Here is a 17235-nt window from a genome sequence, read left to right as displayed (position 1 = left end):
CGGCTGGGCGACACTCCAACCTATCGCGTGAACGCCATGAACAAAGTCCGAGCCTCCGGGCGCACTGTCGGGGGAACGCGTGCCCTTTCCCTGCAGGCGCCTGCCGTCACCCTGCTGTTTCTGTGGATGGCCGTGCCGCTGGCCATGACCGTGTGGTTCTCCTTCCAGCGCTACAACCTGCTGATGCCGGGCATGAACGGCTTCGCCGGGCTGGAAAACTATGAATACCTGTTCACCGATCCGGCCCTGTGGTCGGCGATGGGCACCACGCTGGTGCTGGTGGGGTCGGTACTTGCCATCACCGTGATCGGCGGCACGCTGCTGGCGGTGCTGTTCCAGCAGGAATTCTTCGGCCGCGGGATCGCCCGGGTGCTGGCCATCTCGCCGTTCTTCGTCATGCCCACCGTCAGCGCACTGGTATGGAAGAACATGATGATGCACCCGGCCAATGGGGTGCTCTCCTGGATCGCCGAACTGTTCGGCCTGCCGGCGGTGGATTGGTTCTCGTCGCTGCCGCTGACCTCGATCATCATCATCGTCGCCTGGCAGTGGCTGCCGTTCGCCCTGCTGATTCTGCTCACTGCGCTGCAGTCGCTGGACGACGATCAGGTCGAGGCGGCGCGCATGGACGGCGCCGGCCCGCTGGCCGTGTTCTTCTACATCACGCTGCCGCATCTCAAGCGCGCAATCAGTGTGGTGATCATGATCGAGATGATCTTCCTGCTCACCGTGTTCGCCGAGATCTTCGTGACGACCTCGGGCGGCCCGGGCCTGGCCACCACCAACCTGGCTTATTACACCTACATCAGCGCGCTGCTCGACTTCGACGTGGGCATGGCCTCCGCCGGCGGGGTGGTCGCGATCATTCTCGCCAATATCGTCGCCATCTTCCTGGTCCGCATGGTGGCCAGGAACCTGGAAAGCTAGTCGGGGAGCCGAATCATGACGACCGCAAAGACCGGCCAGGTGCCCCTGGCCCATGACAGCAAGACCCGGGCTGCCCCTCGGAGAACCGCGCTGAGTGCGATGGGCAGCCGCCGGCTGTGGCTGACCGTGCTCGGCTGGGGCGTGGCCATCCTGATCTTCTTTCCGATCTTCTGGATGATCGTGACCAGCTTCAAGACCGAAGCCGAGGCCATCGCCGACCCGAGCCTGATCTTCTCGCCGACAGTCGAGAACTACGTCGAGGTGCAGCAGCGCGCCGACTACTTCAAGTTCGCCATGAACAGTGTCGTGGTAGCCTTCGGCTCGACCCTGCTGGCCCTGCTGCTGGCCATTCCGTCGGCCTACTCCATGGCTTTCCTGCCCACCAGGCGCACCAAGGGCACGCTGCTGTGGATGCTTTCCACCAAGATGCTGCCGCCGGTGGGCGTGCTGGTGCCGATCTACCTGCTGTTCCGCGATACCGGGCTGCTCGACACGCGCACCGGCCTGATCATCGTCTACACCCTGATGAACCTGCCGATCGTGGTGTGGATGCTCTACACCTTCTTCAAGGATCTGCCCAAGGACATCCTCGAGGCGGGCCGCATGGATGGTGCCAGCACTTTCCAGGAAGTCTGGCACCTGCTGCTGCCGCTGACCCTGCCGGGCATTGCCTCCACCGGGCTGCTGTCGGTGATCCTGTCATGGAACGAGGCCTTCTGGAGTCTCAACCTCACCTCATCCCAGGCCGCGCCACTCACCGCCTACATCGCCTCGTTCTCGAGTCCAGAAGGCCTGTTCTGGGCCAAGCTCTCCGCGGCCTCGACCATGGCCATCGCCCCCATCCTGGTGTTCGGCTGGCTCACGCAAAAGCAAATGGTGCGTGGACTGACCTTCGGCGCCGTCAAATAGCGTTCAGTAGAACAAGGAGCTGAACATGGCAACGCTACAACTCAAGCAGGTCGTCAAGCAGTTCGACGATACCCGCGTGATCAAGGGCGTCGACCTGGACGTCAACGACAAGGAATTCGTGGTCTTCGTCGGTCCCTCCGGCTGCGGCAAGTCGACCCTGCTGCGCATGATCGCCGGCCTGGAAAGCACCTCGGACGGCGACATTCTCATCGACGGCCAGCGCATGAACGAGGTGGGCCCGGCCGAACGTGGCCTGGCCATGGTATTCCAGAGCTATGCGCTGTATCCGCACATGACCGTCGAGGACAACATGGGCTTCAGCCTCAAGCTGGCTGGTGTCTCCAGGCAGGAGCGCCGCCAGAAGGTGCTGGAGGCGGCGCGTATCCTGCAGCTCGAACCGCTGCTCGACCGCAAGCCCAAGGCGCTCTCCGGCGGTCAGCGCCAGCGCGTGGCGATCGGCCGTGCGATCGTGCGCAACCCGAGTATCTTCCTGTTCGACGAGCCGCTATCCAACCTCGACGCGGCGCTGCGCGTGCAGATGCGCATCGAGCTGGCGCGCCTGCACGACGAACTCGACGCCACCATGATCTACGTCACCCACGACCAGATCGAGGCCATGACCATGGCCGACAAGATCGTCGTGCTGCAGGGCGGGGTGGTCGAGCAGGTCGGGTCACCCATGGAGCTGTATCACCACCCGCGCAACCGCTTCGTGGCCGGTTTCATCGGCTCGCCCAAGATGAATTTCATCGATGTCGAAGTCATTGGGGCCGGCGCCGAGGGCGTCGACGTCCGCCTGCCCGGCGGCGGCCAGTGCACGGTGCCGGTGGAGGGTGGTCAACTCCAGGCCGGGGAGGCGCTGGAACTGGGCATTCGGCCCGAGCATCTGGTGCTTGACGAGCAGGGACCGCTGGCCGGCGAGATTCAGGTCATCGAACGCCTGGGCGGCTCGACCTCGTTGTATCTGCAGATGGGTGAGACCAGCGTGACCGTGGTGACCGACGGTGACGTGGCCAGCCAGGTACGCGATACCGTGCACTTCGGCTTCGTGCCGTCGCGGGCGCACCTCTTCGACCGTGATGGCCTGGCGCTGAAGAGCCTGCAGCGTCATCCACTGGCCGATATCAGCCGCCAGGACAATCGCTCGGCGCCCAGCGCGGCCACCAGTCACTGACCACGTCACCGAGGAACGGCATGGAAACCCTGATCTTCGATTGCGACGGCGTGCTGGTGGACAGCGAGGCCATTGCCGAGAAGACGCTGATCCAGCGACTCGGCGAATGGCTGCCCGATATCCAGCCCGACTCGGCGCTGCGTCAGGCGCTGGGCATGACTACGGCGGCGATTCTCGAGCACATCGAGCGCGGTAGCCGCCACACCTTGCCCGGCGATGCCCTGGAGCGCATCGATACCGACATCGAGGCGCGCCTGGCCCGCGAACTACTGGCCATCGAAGGCGTTGCCGAGATCGTGGCGCGTCTCGACATGCCACTGGCGATCGTCTCCAACAGCCGGCGCCAGCGGGTGGTGGCCTCGCTCGAGGCTACCGGGCTCGATGTCTGGCTGGGCAGTGTGCCGTTGTTTACCGCCGACCAGGCGGAACGGCCCAAGCCGGACCCGGCGGTCTATCTGCTGGCGGCCCGCAGCATGGAGTGCAGCCCGGCCGAGTGCCTGGTGATCGAGGACAGCGTGTCGGGGGTCAAGGCCGCGCATGCCGCCGGCATGACCGTGATCGGTTTCACCGGTGCCAGCCACATCGAGGCCGGGCATGAGCAACGTCTGCTCGAGGCCGGCGCCTGGCAGATCATGAACGACATGCAGGGGCTCGAGGCGTTGATTGCGCAGTGGCGCGATCGGCGTGGGCGAAACCTGGCGTAACCCGATTTAAGGACCAAGGACAACCAAGGACAACAATGCGATGAAACTCGACAACAAGGTCGCCGTCGTGACCGGCGGTGCGCGTGGCATCGGCTTGGCCATCGTCGAGCGCTATCTGCAGGAAGGGGCACGTGTCGTCGTGGCGGATATCGACGCGCAGGCCATCGAGGCAGCTCTTGGCCAGCTCAAGCAGTCACTCGATCCCACGGGCGAGCGGATCATGGGCCAGCGTCTCGACGTCTGTGATCGTGAGTCGATCGCCGCCCTGGTGCGGGACGTCTCCGCACGTTTCGGCGGCATCGATATCCTCGTCAACAACGCGGCGGTGTTCGACATGGCACCGGTGCTGGAAGTCACCGAACAGAGCTACGACCGGCAGTTCAACGTCAACGTCAAAGGGATGTTCTTTACCCTGCAGTCGGTGGCCAAGGCCATGGTCGAGCGCGGGCAGGGCGGCAAGATCATCAACATGGCCAGCCAGGCGGGGCGTCGCGGCGAGCCGCTGGTGAGCATGTACTGTGCTTCCAAGGCTGCGGTGATCAGCCTGACCCAGTCCTGTGGCCTGGACCTGATCAAGCATCGCATCAACGTCAACGGCATCGCCCCCGGCGTGGTCGATACGCCGATGTGGGACGAGGTCGATGCGCTGTTCGCCCGTTTCGAGAACCGACCGCTCGGCGAGAAGAAGCGCCTAGTCGGCGAGGCCGTACCATTCGGGCGCATGGGTCGGCCCGAGGATCACGCAGGGGCGGCGGTGTTTCTGGCCTCAGCGGACAGCGACTATGTCGTCGCTCAGACGCTCAATGTCGATGGTGGCAATTGGATGAGCTAAGGCATGTCTAAAACTGGCTGCGCTCGACCATACGGCGTTAAAGATCGACTCAAAAATGCTCATTTACACAATGTAAACTCCGCTTTTTCGTCGATGTTCGCTTTGTCTGGTCATCGCTCGCTGCGTTTTAAATCACGCCTTCCAGGTCCAACACCAATGCCGAGAAACCTATGAACCCCAGCATTCACGACATGGCGGCGCAAATAGTAGACGCTGCCGCCGACCGTAAGCGCTTCATCGTGGCCTTGGCCGGGCCGCCGGCGGCGGGCAAGTCGTTCCTGGCGGAGTGGCTGGCCCGTGAGATCAACGCCCGCCAGCCGGGCATCGCGGCGGTCGTGCCGATGGATGGCTATCACCTCGACAATGCCGTGCTCGAGCCGCGCGGGCAGGTGCCGATCAAGGGGGCACCGGAGACCTTCGATCCCGATGGGCTGCTTCACGACCTGCAGCGCATCCGCCGGGCGGATCGCACGGTGGCGGTGCCGGTGTTCGACCGGCCGCTCGACCTGGCCCGCGCCGGCGGGCGGCTGATCACCCTCGAGCATCGCATCGTCATCGTCGAGGGCAATTACCTGCTGCTCGACCAGGCGCCGTGGTCGGCCCTGCACGAATGCTTCGACCTGAGCCTGTTCCTCGAGGTGCCCGACGAGGTGCTGGAAGCGCGCTTGATCCAGCGCTGGCTGGGCATGGGACAGGATCAGCGGAGCGCCCTCGACAAGGCCCGCCATAAGGACATGCTCAACGCCCGACTCATCAAGGCGGCGTCGGTCGAGCCCGATATCCGCTGGTACTGACGCTTCACTTTCCTGTTTCTACTGCTGCAAGGAGTGCCCATGACCGCTCTCAGCCGCCAGACTCTCGGCCAGCTCGATTCCCGCATCGCCGTGCCCAACTATGATCGAGGCGCGGTGACGCCGGGTATCGTCCATTTCGGCGTGGGCGGTTTTCACCGTGCCCACCAGGCCATGTACCTCGACGCATTGATGAACCGGGGCGAGGCCCTGGACTGGGGCATCGTCGGGGTCGGCGTGATGCCGGGCGACCGGCGCATGCAGGAGGCGCTGGCCGCCCAGGACTATCTCTATACGCTGGTCACCAAGCATCCCGACGGCCACTACGAACCGCGCGTGATCGGGTCGATCGTCGGCTATCTGTTCGCCCCCGACGATCCCGAGGCAGTGATCGAGCGGATGGCCGACCCGGCCACCCGCATCGTCTCGCTGACCGTGACCGAGGGCGGCTACAACTTCCATCATGTCACCGGTGAGTACGACCTGACCAATGCGCAGGTCAGGCACGACCTGGAGCACCCGCAGGCCCCGCAGACCACCTTCGGTTTGATCGTCGAGGCGCTGCGTCGTCGGCACGAGCGGGGCGTGGCGCCCTTCACGGTGATGTCCTGCGACAACATCCAGGGTAACGGTGAAGTCGCGCATCGCATGTTCACGGCGCACGCCCGGGCGCTGGATAGCGAACTCGGCGCCTGGGTCGAGCGCGAGGTGAGTTTCCCCAATTCGATGGTCGACCGCATTACGCCGGTTACCACGCCGGCGGATATCGACGAGCTCAAGCGGCGCTTCGCGATCGAGGATCGCTGGCCGGTGGTCTGCGAGCCGTTCACCCAGTGGGTACTCGAAGACCACTTCACGCTCGGCCGGCCAGCCTTCGAGACCGTCGATGTGCAGGTCGTCGACGATGTGATGCCCTACGAGCTGATGAAGCTGCGCCTGCTCAACGCCAGTCATCAGGCGCTGACCTACTTCGGTTACCTGGCCGGCTATCGTTACGCCCATGAAGTGTGTCAGGACCCGCTGTTCGTCGACTTCCTGCTCGACTACATGACCATAGAAGCCACGCCGACGCTGCGCCCGGTGCCGGGTGTCGACCTGGATGCCTACAAGCGCACCCTGATCGAACGCTTCGCCAATCCCGAGATCAAGGACACCCTGGCGCGGCTGTGCGCGGAAAGCTCCGATCGCATTCCCAAGTGGTTGTTGCCGGTGATCCGCGAACAACTGGCCCGCGATGGCGATATCCGGCGCAGTGCAGCGGTGGTTGCCAGCTGGGCGCGCTATGCCGAGGGCGCCGATGAGCAGGGCCGACCCATCGAGATCGTCGACCGGCTGAAAGACTCGCTGCTCGCCATTGCCCAGAACAATCGTCAGCAGCCTTCTGCCTTCATCGAGAACCGCCAGCTGTTCGGCGACCTGGCCGACGATGAGCGTTTTCGCCAGGCTTATCTCGAGGCGCTGGAACGCTTGCATGCCCACGGCGCACGCGCCACGGTAGGGGCCCTGGTGGCGAGGTAGTTCGCGGGCAAAGGCCACGACTATCCTGTACGGTACGAACAGGCGACAGCGGATGATGGCAAGCGAGGAATAGCGCATGTACGCAGGGGTGGACTGCGGGACCCAGAGCACCAAGGTGGTCATCGTCGATACCGCGCAGGGCGTGATCGGCGAGGCCAGTCACGCCCACCGGCTGGACGAAGGTGAGGGTGGCCGGCGTGAACAGCATCCCGAGGAGTGGCTCGCGGCACTGCGCAGCGCCTTTGCCGATGCCGTTGAGCAGGCCCGGATCGACCCGCGTGCGATCCGCGCCATAGGCGTGTCCGGCCAGCAGCACGGCATGGTCGCGCTCGACGCACGCGGCGAGCCGCTGTATCCGGCCAAGCTGTGGTGCGATACCGAAACGGCGCTGCACAACGAGGCGCTGGTCGAGAAACTGGGTGGTCACCAGGCCTGCCTGGAGACGCTGGGGTTGATGCTACAGACCGGCTACACGGCTTCCAAGGTCGCCTGGTTGCGCGACACTCATCCCGAGCTGTACCGGCGCATCGATACGCTGCTGCTGCCCCACGATTATCTCAATTTCTGGCTCACCGGCGAGCGCGTCGCCGAAAGCGGCGATGCCTCGGGGACCGGCTACTTCGATACCCGCTCTCGCACCTGGCATCATGACGTCTTTCGAGCCATTGCCCCCGAACTCGATCCCGAGCGGGTGCTGCCACGGCTGATCGATTCCCGCGCGCCGGTAGGGCGGGTACGACCCGAGGTGGCCCGCGAATTGGGACTCAGCGAGAACGTGCTGGTCGCCAGCGGTGGCGGTGACAACATGATGGCGGCCATCGGCACCGGCAATATCGCACCGGGGCTGGTCACCATGAGTCTCGGCACCTCGGGCACGGTGTGTGCCTTCGCCGATCATCCGGTCGTCGAGGCCAGCGGTCTGGTGGCCAACTTCTGTGCCAGCAGCGATGGCTGGCTGCCCTTGGTGTGTACCATGAACGTGACCTCGGCGACCACTCGCGTACGCGAGCTGTTCGGCTTCGATATCGCCACCTTCGGCGAGCAGGTCGCGGCCGCACCGGTGGGCGCGGACGGGGTGATGATATTGCCATTCTTCAATGGCGAGCGGGTGCCGGCGCTACCGCATGCCACGGCCAGCTTCGTTGGCCTGACCAGCCGCAACACCACGCCGGCCAACCTGTGTCGGGCGGTGGTGGAAGGTACGACGTTCGGTATGCGTTATGGTCTCGACCTGCTCGGGCCGCTGGCGCAGCGCGCCAGTCAGGTGCGGCTGGTCGGTGGTGGCGCCAGGAGCCCGGTCTGGCGCCAGATCGTCGCCGATGTGCTGGATGTCGAGGTGATCTGCCCCAATGTTACCGAGGCCGCAGCACTCGGGGCGGCCATCCAGGCGGTGTGGTGCGACGATCACGAGCGAGGTGCGAACCGCACGCTGGCCGAGCTTTGCGACGGCCTGGTCAGTCTCGACCAGCAGACGTTGACCCGGCCCCAGGCGGCAAACGTGCCGCGCTACCAGGCACTCTACCGAACCTATCGGCAGGCGTTGGCCGAGCGCTATCACGTGCCGGTCTAGCGTTCTCATTCATTGCGTGTACAGGACATCTTTCATGACGCAACTCGAGGCACTCAAGCAGCTTTCCATGGTGGTTGCCGACACAGGGGATCTGGAGGCGATCCGCCGTTACCAGCCCCACGATGCCACCACCAATCCGTCACTGATTCTCAAGGCCTTCGACCTGCCCGGCCACCAGGAACTCATCGACCGCACCCTGGCCGAGGTCAAGGGCGAGGTGAGCGACACCGAAGCGCGCATCGAGCAGGCCGTCGACCGGCTATCGGTGGCCATTGGCAGCGAAATCGCACGTATCGTGCCCGGCCGGGTATCGACCGAGGTGGCGGCACGACTCTCGTTCGACCGCGAGGCCAGTATCGCCAAGGCGCATCAGTTGATCGACCTGTACGAGCGCGCCGGCATCGGCCGCGACAAGGTGCTGATCAAGCTGGCGTCGACCTGGGAAGGCATTCGCGCCGCCGAGGTATTGGAGCGCGAGGGCATCCAGTGCAACCTGACGCTGCTGTTCAGCGATGCCCAGGCGCGTGCCTGCTTCGATGCCGGTGTCTATCTGATCTCGCCGTTCGTGGGTCGCGTCACCGACTGGTACAAGAAGGATACCGGCAAGGACTACGCGCCCGAGGATGACCCCGGCGTGCAGTTCGTGCGCGGCGTGTGCCGTTATGCCAGCGACTATGCCTACGACACCGTGGTGATGGGCGCGAGCTTCCGTACCACGGGACAGATCCTCGCGCTGGCTGGCTGCAACCGCCTGACCATTTCGCCACAACTGCTCGAGGAACTCGCCGCGGCTCAAGGCGAGGTCGAGCGCAAGATCAGCGACGTCGGCGAGGCTTCCGAGCGTCTGCCGGCAATGACCGAAGCCGAGTTCCGCTGGGGACACAACCAGGACGCCATGGCCAACGACAAGCTGGCCGAAGGCATCCGGCGTTTCGATGCCGATCAGGTGTCGCTGGAAGAAAGGCTTGCCGAACGCCTAAGTTGATCAGGGGATCAGGAAACGCCATAGCGCCGCGCAGAGAATGCCGGCGCCGATGGCGAACAGTGGCTTGCGGGTCGCCAGCATCACCATGAGAGTGACCAGCAAGGCCAGACGCGCACCCCAGTCGCCGGCAACTGCCATCGGTGTAATGACGGCGACCAGCACCGAGCCTGACATGGCGTTGATGAAGCGCTCGACACGTGGACCGATCGGAATGCGCGACATGACCAGCACCCCGCCACTGCGGGTGAGGTAGGTCACCAGCGCCATGATCAGAATCGCCAGTAGCGCACCGCCCGGGCTGGTCGACAGGCTCATGTCCTTGCCTCCTTGTGCCGCTCCCGGTCTATCGGGAACCACAGGCCGACCAGGCCGCCCGCCAAGGCCCCGACAATGACATGCGAGTGGGGTGGCAGCCAGTACATGGCGGCGATAGCCGCCATGGCCGCTACACTCCACGGGATGAGCATGGTCAGGCTGCGCGCACCACCGACCAGCATCGACAGCAGAAAGCAGCCCATGATCACATCGAGCCCGTAGCGCTCGGGCTCGGTGATCCCACTACCGAAAACTACTCCGAGTAGCGTACCGAGCAACCACGCCAGCCACAGCGCCAGCCCGCCACCCACAAGCATCCCGACGTTATTTACCCCACGCCGATAGTCGTCCGCCGCCAAGGCCCAGTTGGAATCGCTCATCAGGCCCACCGAAAGATAGCGTTGACGTGGCGGTAGGCCGCGCAGCCAAGGATAGAGAGACGCACTCATCAACAAATGGCGAGCGTTGATGGCAAATGTCGATGCCACTAGGGCGACCAGGGGAATCTCCGGTCCCCATAGCTCGAGGGCCGCGAACTGCGACGCCCCGGCGAACACCAGGGCGCTCATCAGCAGGGTTTCGAGTTCGCTCAGCCCACGCTGGACGGCAGCGACACCGAAGGCCAGGCCAAAGGCAACCACGAACAGGCACAACGGCGCCATGCGCCGCATGCCGTCCAGGGTACCGGCGCGATCCAGTCTCGCATCGCTGGAACGGGAAGAAGTCATGTGGCCCGCCTGTGAAATATTAGCGACACCGTATCCTGCGCCGCTCTGCGAGCCGACCGCAAGCCCTGCGTTAGGGTAGTGGTCCTATCCCTTCCAGACGTCGGCGAGGATCTCGAAGGAACGCAGCCGGTCGGCTTGCGCATAGACATCGGTGGCGACCATCAGCTCGTCGGCGCCGGTCTGCTCGAGAAAGCGCTCCAGGCCGTCGCGCACGGTCTGCGGCCCACCAATCACCGCCGCGCCGAGGTTCTGGCTGACCATGGCCTGCTCCTGCGGCGACCAGTCGAGTTGCTCGACCGGGGGCAGGGCGCGCGTGCTGCGACCGCGAATCAGGTTGAGGAATTTCTGCTGGGCGGTGGTCGCCAGGAAACGTGCCTGTTCGTCGCTGTCGGCGGCGATCAGTGGCATGCCGACCATGGCGTAGGGCTTATCCAGCACTTCGGAAGGGCGGAACTGCTCTCGGTACAGGCGCAGCGCCTCGAACAGATAGCCAGGCGCGAACTGCGCGGCAAAGGCGAAGGGCAGGCCCAGACGTGCGGCGAGCTGGGCACTGTAGCCACTCGAGCCGAGCAGCCAGATCGGCACATGCGTGCCTTGCCCGGGCATGGCGCGCACGCGCTGGTGGGGCGCGGGATCGCCCAGGTAGCGGCGCAGTTCGTCGAGCTGGTCGGGGAAGTCGTTGACGCCGGATCGCGGGTCGCGACGCATCGCTGCCATGGTGGCACCGTCGGAGCCCGGCGCGCGGCCCAGTCCCAGGTCGATGCGCCCGGGATACAGCGTTTCCAGGGTGCCGAACTGCTCGGCAATCACCAGCGGCGGGTGGTTGGGCAGCATGATCCCGCCGGCACCGACGCGAATGCGCTGTGTCGCCCCGGCGACATGCCCGATCAGCACCGCGGTGGCGGCGCTGGCGATACCGTCGATGTTGTGATGCTCGGCCAGCCAGTAGCGATGAAAGCCCAGCGTCTCGACATGCCGGGCCAGTCCGACGGTTTCGGTGAAGGTTTCGGATACATTGCCACCCTGGCGGATCGGCGCCAGGTCGAGCACGGACAGCGGCGTGGAAGAGAGTCGGCTCATGGGGCCTCCCTGATGAACGGTGCAGGGTGCTTCGTTAGCACCCTTAGTACTTCCCTCAGGTTGGGCCAGTTCGGCAGGAATACAAGCTGCTAGATAGGTAGAGATCCTTTGAATTGCCAACCTACCCACACGAAGAAGACCACCACCAGTCCGATACCGACCGGGCGTGAATGACGATTCCAGACCCGCATCGCCGCATTGCCGAAAATCTGCACCAGGATCGCCAGTCCGAAATAGCGGATGCTGCGTGCCATGACTGCCGCAAGAACGAACAAGGGGAACGGATAATCGCTAACGCCGGCGACCAGCATGGCAATCTGGAAGGGCACCGGAACCACGGCGATGGCGGCGATGGCCATGAAACCATCCTGATTGAACCGGGTCTGGAAATCGGAGTACGCCGCCTGTCCGCCAAATAGCTGGATCAGCGTATCGCCCCACTGATCCATGACCAGATTGCCAAGCCAATAACCGATCGACGCAGCGACGAGGTTGCCGGCCAGTGCCACGGCGGCGATACGCCATTTCTTCTCGGGATGGCACAGCATCCATGGAATCAGAATCACCTCGATGGGAATCGGGACGATCAGGGTTTCCATCATCGAGGCCACAAACAACAGCCAGTAGGCATTGCGCGACTCGGAAAGCTTGTTCAGCCAGGCCGTGGTCGATGTCAATAAGGTGAAGGAAGGTAACGGCATCGATTGAAAATGTATCCGTTTTGCCTAAGATTTGCCTAACGTTGGTGAAGCTCGCATGCTAACGGAAGTTTTGCGAAGCGCTATGAAGCCAAAGTAGACGATATACCTGTTTGAGGCGATAACCGGATAAGGAAATCCTCATGGCCAATCTTGGAAGGCACCGAGTCTTTACCATTTCGGCATGCATCATTCTTGCGCTGGTCGCCGTGGGCGCTGCGTTTCCGCAGCATTTTGGTGATGTTGCAAATGCTGCCTTGAGCACCATCGGACGCTATTTCGGCTGGTTCTACCTGTTTTCGGTTTTCGGTTTCGTGCTGTTTTTGTTCGTCCTGGCGTTCAGCAAGTACGGCAAGATCAAGCTGGGCCCACAGGACAGTTCGCCCTCGTATTCCTTCTTTTCGTGGGTGGCCATGCTCTTGGCGGCCGGGTTCGGGGTCGGGCTGGTGTTCTACGGCATGGCCGAACCGATGACCCATTACCTGCACCCGCCGTATGGCGATGTCGAGCCGGAAACCGCCGCCGCAGCGCGCTATGCCATCCAATACAGTTTCTTCAACTGGGGCGTGCACCAGTGGGCCGCGTTCTCGATGGTGGGCCTGATCATTGCCTATTACCAGTTCCGCAAGGGACAGGCCGGCCTGGTCTCGTCAGTGTTGGCGCCGGTCACCGCCAAGTACCCCAAGTCGCGCCGCTATGCGCCTGCCTTGGACATCTTTGCCGTGGTTGCCACGGTCATGGGGGTGGCGACCTCGATCGGCCTGGCCGTGCTGCAGATCAATGGCGGCCTGAACGCGGTGTTCGGGATCGAACAGAACGTGTTCTGGAAGTTTGCCATCATGGGCGCCATGTTCGTGTGTTACATGGCCTCGACCTGGTCGGGCCTCGACAAGGGCATCAAGCGTCTGTCCAATATCAACCTGACCTTGTGCTTCGCGTTGATGCTCTACGTACTGTTCACCGGGCCGACCCTGGCAATCCTGGAAACCATCACGCTGGGTATCGGCGATTATCTGCAGCACTTCATCGGCATGAGCCTGCGGGTTTCGCCTTATAGCGATAATACCTGGGCCAATGACTGGACAATCTTCTACTGGGCCTGGGTGATTGCCTGGTCGCCGTTCGTGGGCACGTTCGTGGCCCGCGTATCGCGGGGGCGTACCATCAAGGAGTACGTGTTCGGTGTGCTGATCGTGCCGCCCTTGCTGGCTTGCCTGTGGATCGGCGTGTTCGGTGGCGCGGCGATCAACATGGAGATGACACAGGACGTGGGCCTGGCTCAGGCCACCGACGAGAACATCACCGTGGCCCTGTTCCGGATGTTCGACCTGATGCCATTCTCCAACGTGCTGTCGGTCGTCGGGCTGCTGCTGATCTTCATCTTCCTGGTGACGTCGGCGGATTCGGCGACCTATATCGTGGCGCAGATGACTGATAATGGCTCGATCAACCCACCGCTGTTCAAGCGCATCGCCTGGGGGCTGCTGATCGCGGCCATCTGCCTGACGCTGATCATCGCGGGGGGGCTGAAAGGCCTGCAGTCGGCCGCGGTGCTTTCGGCGTTGCCGTTCACGTTCATCATCTTCGGCATGATGTTCGTGCTGATCAACGAACTGCGTGCCGACCGCAAGGCGATGTTGACCTCGCTCTACCGTCGCCATGGCGAGACACCGGTCGGGGCAGATGCCTTCGAGGCCGAGTCGCTGGCGGACGAGGACCGCTATCGTCGTGCGCCCAATGTGGTCAATCGGCGTATCAACACTTGAGCCGAGATGGTGATAAACGCATGGGCTGGCGCATAATAGGGATTTAGCGGAGTCAATGCGGGGCGCCGTCATGCGATCTTTCACCAAATCATCGACTCGGCATCGGCGGGGGGCGACCCGACGCCATGCGGCCCCTGCCGATCGCTGGCTCAACCGCCTGCTCGATATTGCCGTTATCACCGCGCTGGTGGTGGGTGGTGTCGCGCTGATCATCAGCCTGGTCGTGGGCTAGCCTGTCTGGCTGCATTGATGCTACATGGGTGAAACCTCTTCCAAGCTGCTACGGTTAGAAGTGGCCGACAGGGAGAGGTTCGATGCAGGATCGCAACGTTGACGTTGTCATCATCGGTGCGGGAAGTGCCGGACTGAGTGCCTACCGTGCCGCCAAGAAACATACCCCTTCCGTGATTCTCGTCGAAGGCGGCGACTACGGCACCACCTGTGCACGCACCGGTTGCATGCCCAGCAAGCTGCTGATTGCTGCTGCCAATGCCGTTCATGACGCCCGGCATATTGCGCCGTTCGGGGCGCGTATCGAGAGCGATGTCATTATCGACAAGCATGCCGTGATGCAGCGGGTGCGAGAAGGGCGTGATGCATTCGTCGCCACCATACTCGACTCGATCGAGGACTTTCCCGCCGAGGACAAGCTGCGTGGCCAGGCGCGCTTCGAAGATGACCATACCTTGGCCGTTGCCGACCACACGCGAGTGCGTTTTTCTCGCGCCATCGTTGCCACCGGCTCCTCGCCGCACATTCCCGAGCCGCTGCAGGCCGCCGGTAAGCGCATCCTGACCAGCGACACGATCTTCGACCTGCATGAGTTGCCCGAGTCGGTCGCCGTGTTCGGGCCCGGCATCGTCGGGCTGGAGCTGGGGCAGGCGCTGGCGCGCCTCGGTGTCCGGGTGCGCCTGTTCGGGCGCAGCGGTGGCGTGGGCGGCCTGCAGGACAAAGCACTGCGCTCCGCGGCCGTGTCCCTTTTCAACGAGGAGTTCTATCTCGATCCGGAAGCGGAAACCAGCGACATCCAGGAGGATGACGACGGTGTCCGCGTGACGTTCGTCGACCGCCGCAGCGGCGAACGGCTGACCGAGCGCTTCGACTATCTGCTGGCGGCGACCGGCCGTCGACCCAATCTCGCTGGCCTGGGGCTGGAGAAGGCGGGCATCGAGACCAACGACAAGGGAATACCCCTCTACGACCGGCATACCCTGCAGTGTTACGACACGCGCGGAGGGGCCAGTCACGTTTTCATTGCGGGCGATGCCAACCATGCTGAACCGCTGCTGCACGAGGCGACCGACGAGGGGCGTATCGCCGGGCATAACGCGGGGCGCTTCCCTGACTTGCGGGCCGGCTATCGGCGCGTCTCCCTGGCAATCGTCTTTAGCGAGCCACAGATCGCCAGTGTGGGGCTCAGCCGGCCCGAGATCGAGAAGACCCATGTGCTGGGGCAGGACTATGCGATTGGCGAATTGAACTACGAAAATCAGGGGCGTGCCAAGGTCATGCGTCAGAATCACGGCTGGGTGCACCTGTACGGTGAATACGGTACCGGCCTGTTTCTAGGCGCCGAACTTCTTGCCCCTCAGGCCGAGCATCTCGGGCATTTGCTGGCCTGGGCCTGCCAGCAGCGCATGAGCGTGCACCAGATGCTTAACATGCCGTTCTATCACCCGACCCTGGAGGAAGGGATACGCACGGCGCTGCGTGATCTCAATGCCAAGTTGCTGCTCGAACCGGCGATGCTCGACCAGTGCACTGAGTGCGGGCCGGGCGCCTGATAGGCGAGTTCTGGCGTGTAATCACCTATGCATCATATTGCTAGCCATTCAGGCGGTGGCTTCCCGCGCCGGTAGTTCCTGCGTGGCATCCTCGAAGCGATTGACCTGGCGCAGTGACGGAAACACTTTCATCCACAGCCCGACGACGGCGAGCGTACCGAGTCCGCCTACGACCGCCGCCGGCACGGCGCCGAACCAGGCCGCACTGGTGCCAGCACGGAACTCGCCGAGCTCATTGCTCGACCCGATGAACAGCATGTTGACGGCATTGACGCGGCCGCGCATCTCGTCGGGGGTGGCGAGCTGAATCAGCGTAATACGCACGTTGACGCTGATCATGTCGGCAGCGCCGGCCACCAACAGGGCCAGCCACGATACCCAGAACACCGTCGACAGCGCGAAGACCAGGTTGGCGAGGCCGAAGACCGCCACCGCCACGAACATGATCCACCCCACGTTGCGCTTGAGTTCGCGTACGCCCAGATAGATGCCCATCAGCAGCGCGCCGATGGCGATGGCACTGCGCAGTGCGCCCAGCCCCTCGGGGCCGACATGCAGGATTTCCTGGGCATAGATCGGCAGTAGGGCGATCACACCACCCAGCAGGACGGCGAACAAGTCCAGCGAAATGGCGCCGAGGATGATGGGCTTGTTGCGTATGTAGGCGATACCCGCAGTGAAGCGCTTCCAGGCCGTGGTCTCCTGCGGACGGGCTTCCTTGCGAAAACGCACCGGCACCGTGACCAGCAGCGCCAGGCCGAGCAGGAAACAGACCAGGCACACGGCGTAGGTCAGGCTACCACCATAGGCATAGAGGATACCGCCGAGCAGAGGGCCGCCGATCACCGCAATCTTCATGATCGAGCTGTTCAGGGCGATGGCGCGGGAGAGCTGCGCGCGAGGCACGATCTGCGGCAGCAGGCTCTGCAGCGTTGGGCCGGTGAAGGCGCGGGCACAGCCGAACAGGGCGAGTACGGCATAGAAGCCGGTCACGTCACTCGAGGCCGTGTACGATAGCCACAGCAGCAGGGCGCTGCACAGCGCCTGCACGGCCCAACTGATGGAGAGGATGTGCTTGCGGTTGAAACGGTCGACCAGATCGCCGGCCGGCAACAGCAGCACGACCATGGGCAGGAACTGGGCAAGACCGACGTAGGCCAGCGACAGCGGGTCGCGGGTGATGTCGTAGACCTGCCAGGCCACGACCACCGCCTGGATCTGCATGGCGAACACCGCGGCCAGGCGCGACAGCAAAAAAGAGAAGAAGGCGAGGGGAATGCGCCGTTCCTGTGGCGTTGCCTCGAAGCGAGACGGTGAATCGCTGGCCATGAAGACTCCCGGTAAGAAGGACCTATCGATTCTAGGCTTACCGGAGATAAAGGTCATCTTGGCTAATTGGTTGCAGGCTAATTAGATACTGGGATGTTTATGGGGGAGAGTCACCTGGCTACATT

At 63.5% G+C, this 17235-nt stretch carries 17 protein-coding genes; 12 read left to right on the top strand and 5 right to left on the bottom strand.

What is annotated here, in order from left to right; translation table 11 throughout:
* Positions 1-36: 36 nt before the first annotated feature.
* The 9 genes from BM194_RS03315 to tal all read left to right on the top strand — a co-directional run bounded on the left by BM194_RS03315 (position 37) and on the right by tal (position 9410).
* The gene (locus BM194_RS03315; protein WP_092843611.1) at positions 37-927 is read left to right on the top strand and encodes a carbohydrate ABC transporter permease; all 891 of its coding nucleotides are present in this window, start codon (positions 37-39) and stop codon (positions 925-927) included.
* 99 nt (positions 928-1026) lie between these two features.
* On the top strand, positions 1027-1836 hold the full coding sequence (locus BM194_RS03310) for a carbohydrate ABC transporter permease (RefSeq protein WP_243836095.1): 810 nt from the start codon (positions 1027-1029) through the stop codon (positions 1834-1836).
* Positions 1837-1861: 25 nt separating this feature from the next.
* Positions 1862-3010, top strand: coding sequence for an ABC transporter ATP-binding protein (locus BM194_RS03305; protein ID WP_092843607.1), 1149 nt, complete (start codon positions 1862-1864; stop codon positions 3008-3010).
* A 20-nt stretch (positions 3011-3030) separates the two neighbouring features.
* Positions 3031-3714: an HAD family hydrolase gene (locus BM194_RS03300; RefSeq protein ID WP_092843605.1), complete on the top strand. Its 684-nt coding sequence runs from the start codon at positions 3031-3033 to the stop codon at positions 3712-3714.
* Between the two features lie 40 nt (positions 3715-3754).
* Positions 3755-4546: an L-iditol 2-dehydrogenase gene (locus tag BM194_RS03295; protein ID WP_092843603.1), complete on the top strand. Its 792-nt coding sequence runs from the start codon at positions 3755-3757 to the stop codon at positions 4544-4546.
* A 170-nt stretch (positions 4547-4716) separates the two neighbouring features.
* Positions 4717-5340, top strand: coding sequence for a nucleoside triphosphate hydrolase (locus BM194_RS03290; protein WP_092843601.1), 624 nt, complete (start codon positions 4717-4719; stop codon positions 5338-5340).
* A gap of 39 nt (positions 5341-5379) precedes the next feature.
* Complete coding sequence (locus tag BM194_RS03285; RefSeq protein WP_092843599.1) at positions 5380-6855, top strand: mannitol dehydrogenase family protein; 1476 nt, start codon at positions 5380-5382, stop codon at positions 6853-6855.
* Positions 6856-6931: 76 nt separating this feature from the next.
* The gene (xylB, locus tag BM194_RS03280; protein ID WP_092843597.1) at positions 6932-8425 is read left to right on the top strand and encodes a xylulokinase; all 1494 of its coding nucleotides are present in this window, start codon (positions 6932-6934) and stop codon (positions 8423-8425) included.
* A gap of 34 nt (positions 8426-8459) precedes the next feature.
* A complete protein-coding gene (gene tal / locus BM194_RS03275) occupies positions 8460-9410 on the top strand; it encodes a transaldolase (RefSeq protein WP_092843595.1) in 951 nt (316 codons plus the stop codon).
* Here tal and BM194_RS03270 read toward each other — a convergent pair whose 3' ends face one another.
* The 4 genes from BM194_RS03270 to BM194_RS03255 all read right to left on the bottom strand — a co-directional run bounded on the left by BM194_RS03270 (position 9411) and on the right by BM194_RS03255 (position 12234).
* Positions 9411-9725, bottom strand: a complete 315-nt coding sequence (locus BM194_RS03270) for an AzlD family protein (RefSeq protein ID WP_092843593.1) — start codon at positions 9723-9725, stop codon at positions 9411-9413.
* Positions 9722-10453, bottom strand: a complete 732-nt coding sequence (locus tag BM194_RS03265; protein ID WP_092843590.1) for an AzlC family ABC transporter permease — start codon at positions 10451-10453, stop codon at positions 9722-9724. The genes BM194_RS03270 and BM194_RS03265 overlap by 4 nt, the downstream gene beginning before the upstream one ends.
* Before the next feature lie 84 nt (positions 10454-10537).
* Positions 10538-11533, bottom strand: coding sequence for an LLM class flavin-dependent oxidoreductase (locus BM194_RS03260; protein WP_092843588.1), 996 nt, complete (start codon positions 11531-11533; stop codon positions 10538-10540).
* Between the two features lie 89 nt (positions 11534-11622).
* Positions 11623-12234, bottom strand: a complete 612-nt coding sequence (locus BM194_RS03255; protein WP_092843586.1) for a YqaA family protein — start codon at positions 12232-12234, stop codon at positions 11623-11625.
* A gap of 140 nt (positions 12235-12374) precedes the next feature.
* On the opposite strand from BM194_RS03255, the gene BM194_RS03250 reads away from it, so the two are divergent.
* From BM194_RS03250 to BM194_RS03245, 3 genes are all read left to right on the top strand, one after another.
* Positions 12375-13997 (top strand): BCCT family transporter, encoded by a 1623-nt coding sequence (locus tag BM194_RS03250; protein ID WP_092843584.1) that lies wholly within the window; start codon positions 12375-12377, stop codon positions 13995-13997.
* Positions 13998-14067: 70 nt separating this feature from the next.
* Positions 14068-14229 carry a hypothetical protein gene (locus tag BM194_RS20575; protein ID WP_177223327.1) on the top strand — a complete coding sequence of 54 codons (162 nt, stop codon included), beginning with the start codon at positions 14068-14070 and terminating at the stop codon, positions 14227-14229.
* A gap of 82 nt (positions 14230-14311) precedes the next feature.
* Positions 14312-15781 carry a dihydrolipoyl dehydrogenase gene (locus tag BM194_RS03245; protein ID WP_092843582.1) on the top strand — a complete coding sequence of 490 codons (1470 nt, stop codon included), beginning with the start codon at positions 14312-14314 and terminating at the stop codon, positions 15779-15781.
* A 48-nt stretch (positions 15782-15829) separates the two neighbouring features.
* On the opposite strand, the gene BM194_RS03240 is transcribed toward BM194_RS03245, so the two are convergent.
* The gene (locus tag BM194_RS03240; RefSeq protein WP_092843580.1) at positions 15830-17110 is read right to left on the bottom strand and encodes an MFS transporter; all 1281 of its coding nucleotides are present in this window, start codon (positions 17108-17110) and stop codon (positions 15830-15832) included.
* Positions 17111-17235: the final 125 nt, after the last annotated feature.

Origin of the sequence: Modicisalibacter xianhensis, assembly GCF_900113605.1 — a bacterium.
In the GTDB taxonomy this organism is placed as follows: domain Bacteria; phylum Pseudomonadota; class Gammaproteobacteria; order Pseudomonadales; family Halomonadaceae; genus Modicisalibacter; species Modicisalibacter xianhensis.
Note: the sequence above shows the minus strand (reverse complement) of the source record. Positions and strands in the feature narration are given on the sequence as shown.

Coding starts and splice junctions, on each gene's coding strand:
- BM194_RS03250 (WP_092843584.1), top strand. CDS start 12,375: ATGGCCAATCTTGGAAGGCACCGAGTCTTTACCATTTCGGCATGCATC.
- BM194_RS20575 (WP_177223327.1), top strand. CDS start 14,068: ATGCGATCTTTCACCAAATCATCGACTCGGCATCGGCGGGGGGCGACC.
- BM194_RS03270 (WP_092843593.1), bottom strand. CDS start 9,725: ATGAGCCTGTCGACCAGCCCGGGCGGTGCGCTACTGGCGATTCTGATC.
- BM194_RS03260 (WP_092843588.1), bottom strand. CDS start 11,533: ATGAGCCGACTCTCTTCCACGCCGCTGTCCGTGCTCGACCTGGCGCCG.
- BM194_RS03285 (WP_092843599.1), top strand. CDS start 5,380: ATGACCGCTCTCAGCCGCCAGACTCTCGGCCAGCTCGATTCCCGCATC.
- BM194_RS03300 (WP_092843605.1), top strand. CDS start 3,031: ATGGAAACCCTGATCTTCGATTGCGACGGCGTGCTGGTGGACAGCGAG.
- BM194_RS03310 (WP_243836095.1), top strand. CDS start 1,027: ATGGGCAGCCGCCGGCTGTGGCTGACCGTGCTCGGCTGGGGCGTGGCC.
- BM194_RS03315 (WP_092843611.1), top strand. CDS start 37: ATGAACAAAGTCCGAGCCTCCGGGCGCACTGTCGGGGGAACGCGTGCC.
- xylB (WP_092843597.1), top strand. CDS start 6,932: ATGTACGCAGGGGTGGACTGCGGGACCCAGAGCACCAAGGTGGTCATC.
- BM194_RS03290 (WP_092843601.1), top strand. CDS start 4,717: ATGAACCCCAGCATTCACGACATGGCGGCGCAAATAGTAGACGCTGCC.
- BM194_RS03265 (WP_092843590.1), bottom strand. CDS start 10,453: ATGACTTCTTCCCGTTCCAGCGATGCGAGACTGGATCGCGCCGGTACC.
- tal (WP_092843595.1), top strand. CDS start 8,460: ATGACGCAACTCGAGGCACTCAAGCAGCTTTCCATGGTGGTTGCCGAC.
- BM194_RS03255 (WP_092843586.1), bottom strand. CDS start 12,234: ATGCCGTTACCTTCCTTCACCTTATTGACATCGACCACGGCCTGGCTG.
- BM194_RS03305 (WP_092843607.1), top strand. CDS start 1,862: ATGGCAACGCTACAACTCAAGCAGGTCGTCAAGCAGTTCGACGATACC.
- BM194_RS03245 (WP_092843582.1), top strand. CDS start 14,312: ATGCAGGATCGCAACGTTGACGTTGTCATCATCGGTGCGGGAAGTGCC.
- BM194_RS03295 (WP_092843603.1), top strand. CDS start 3,755: ATGAAACTCGACAACAAGGTCGCCGTCGTGACCGGCGGTGCGCGTGGC.
- BM194_RS03240 (WP_092843580.1), bottom strand. CDS start 17,110: ATGGCCAGCGATTCACCGTCTCGCTTCGAGGCAACGCCACAGGAACGG.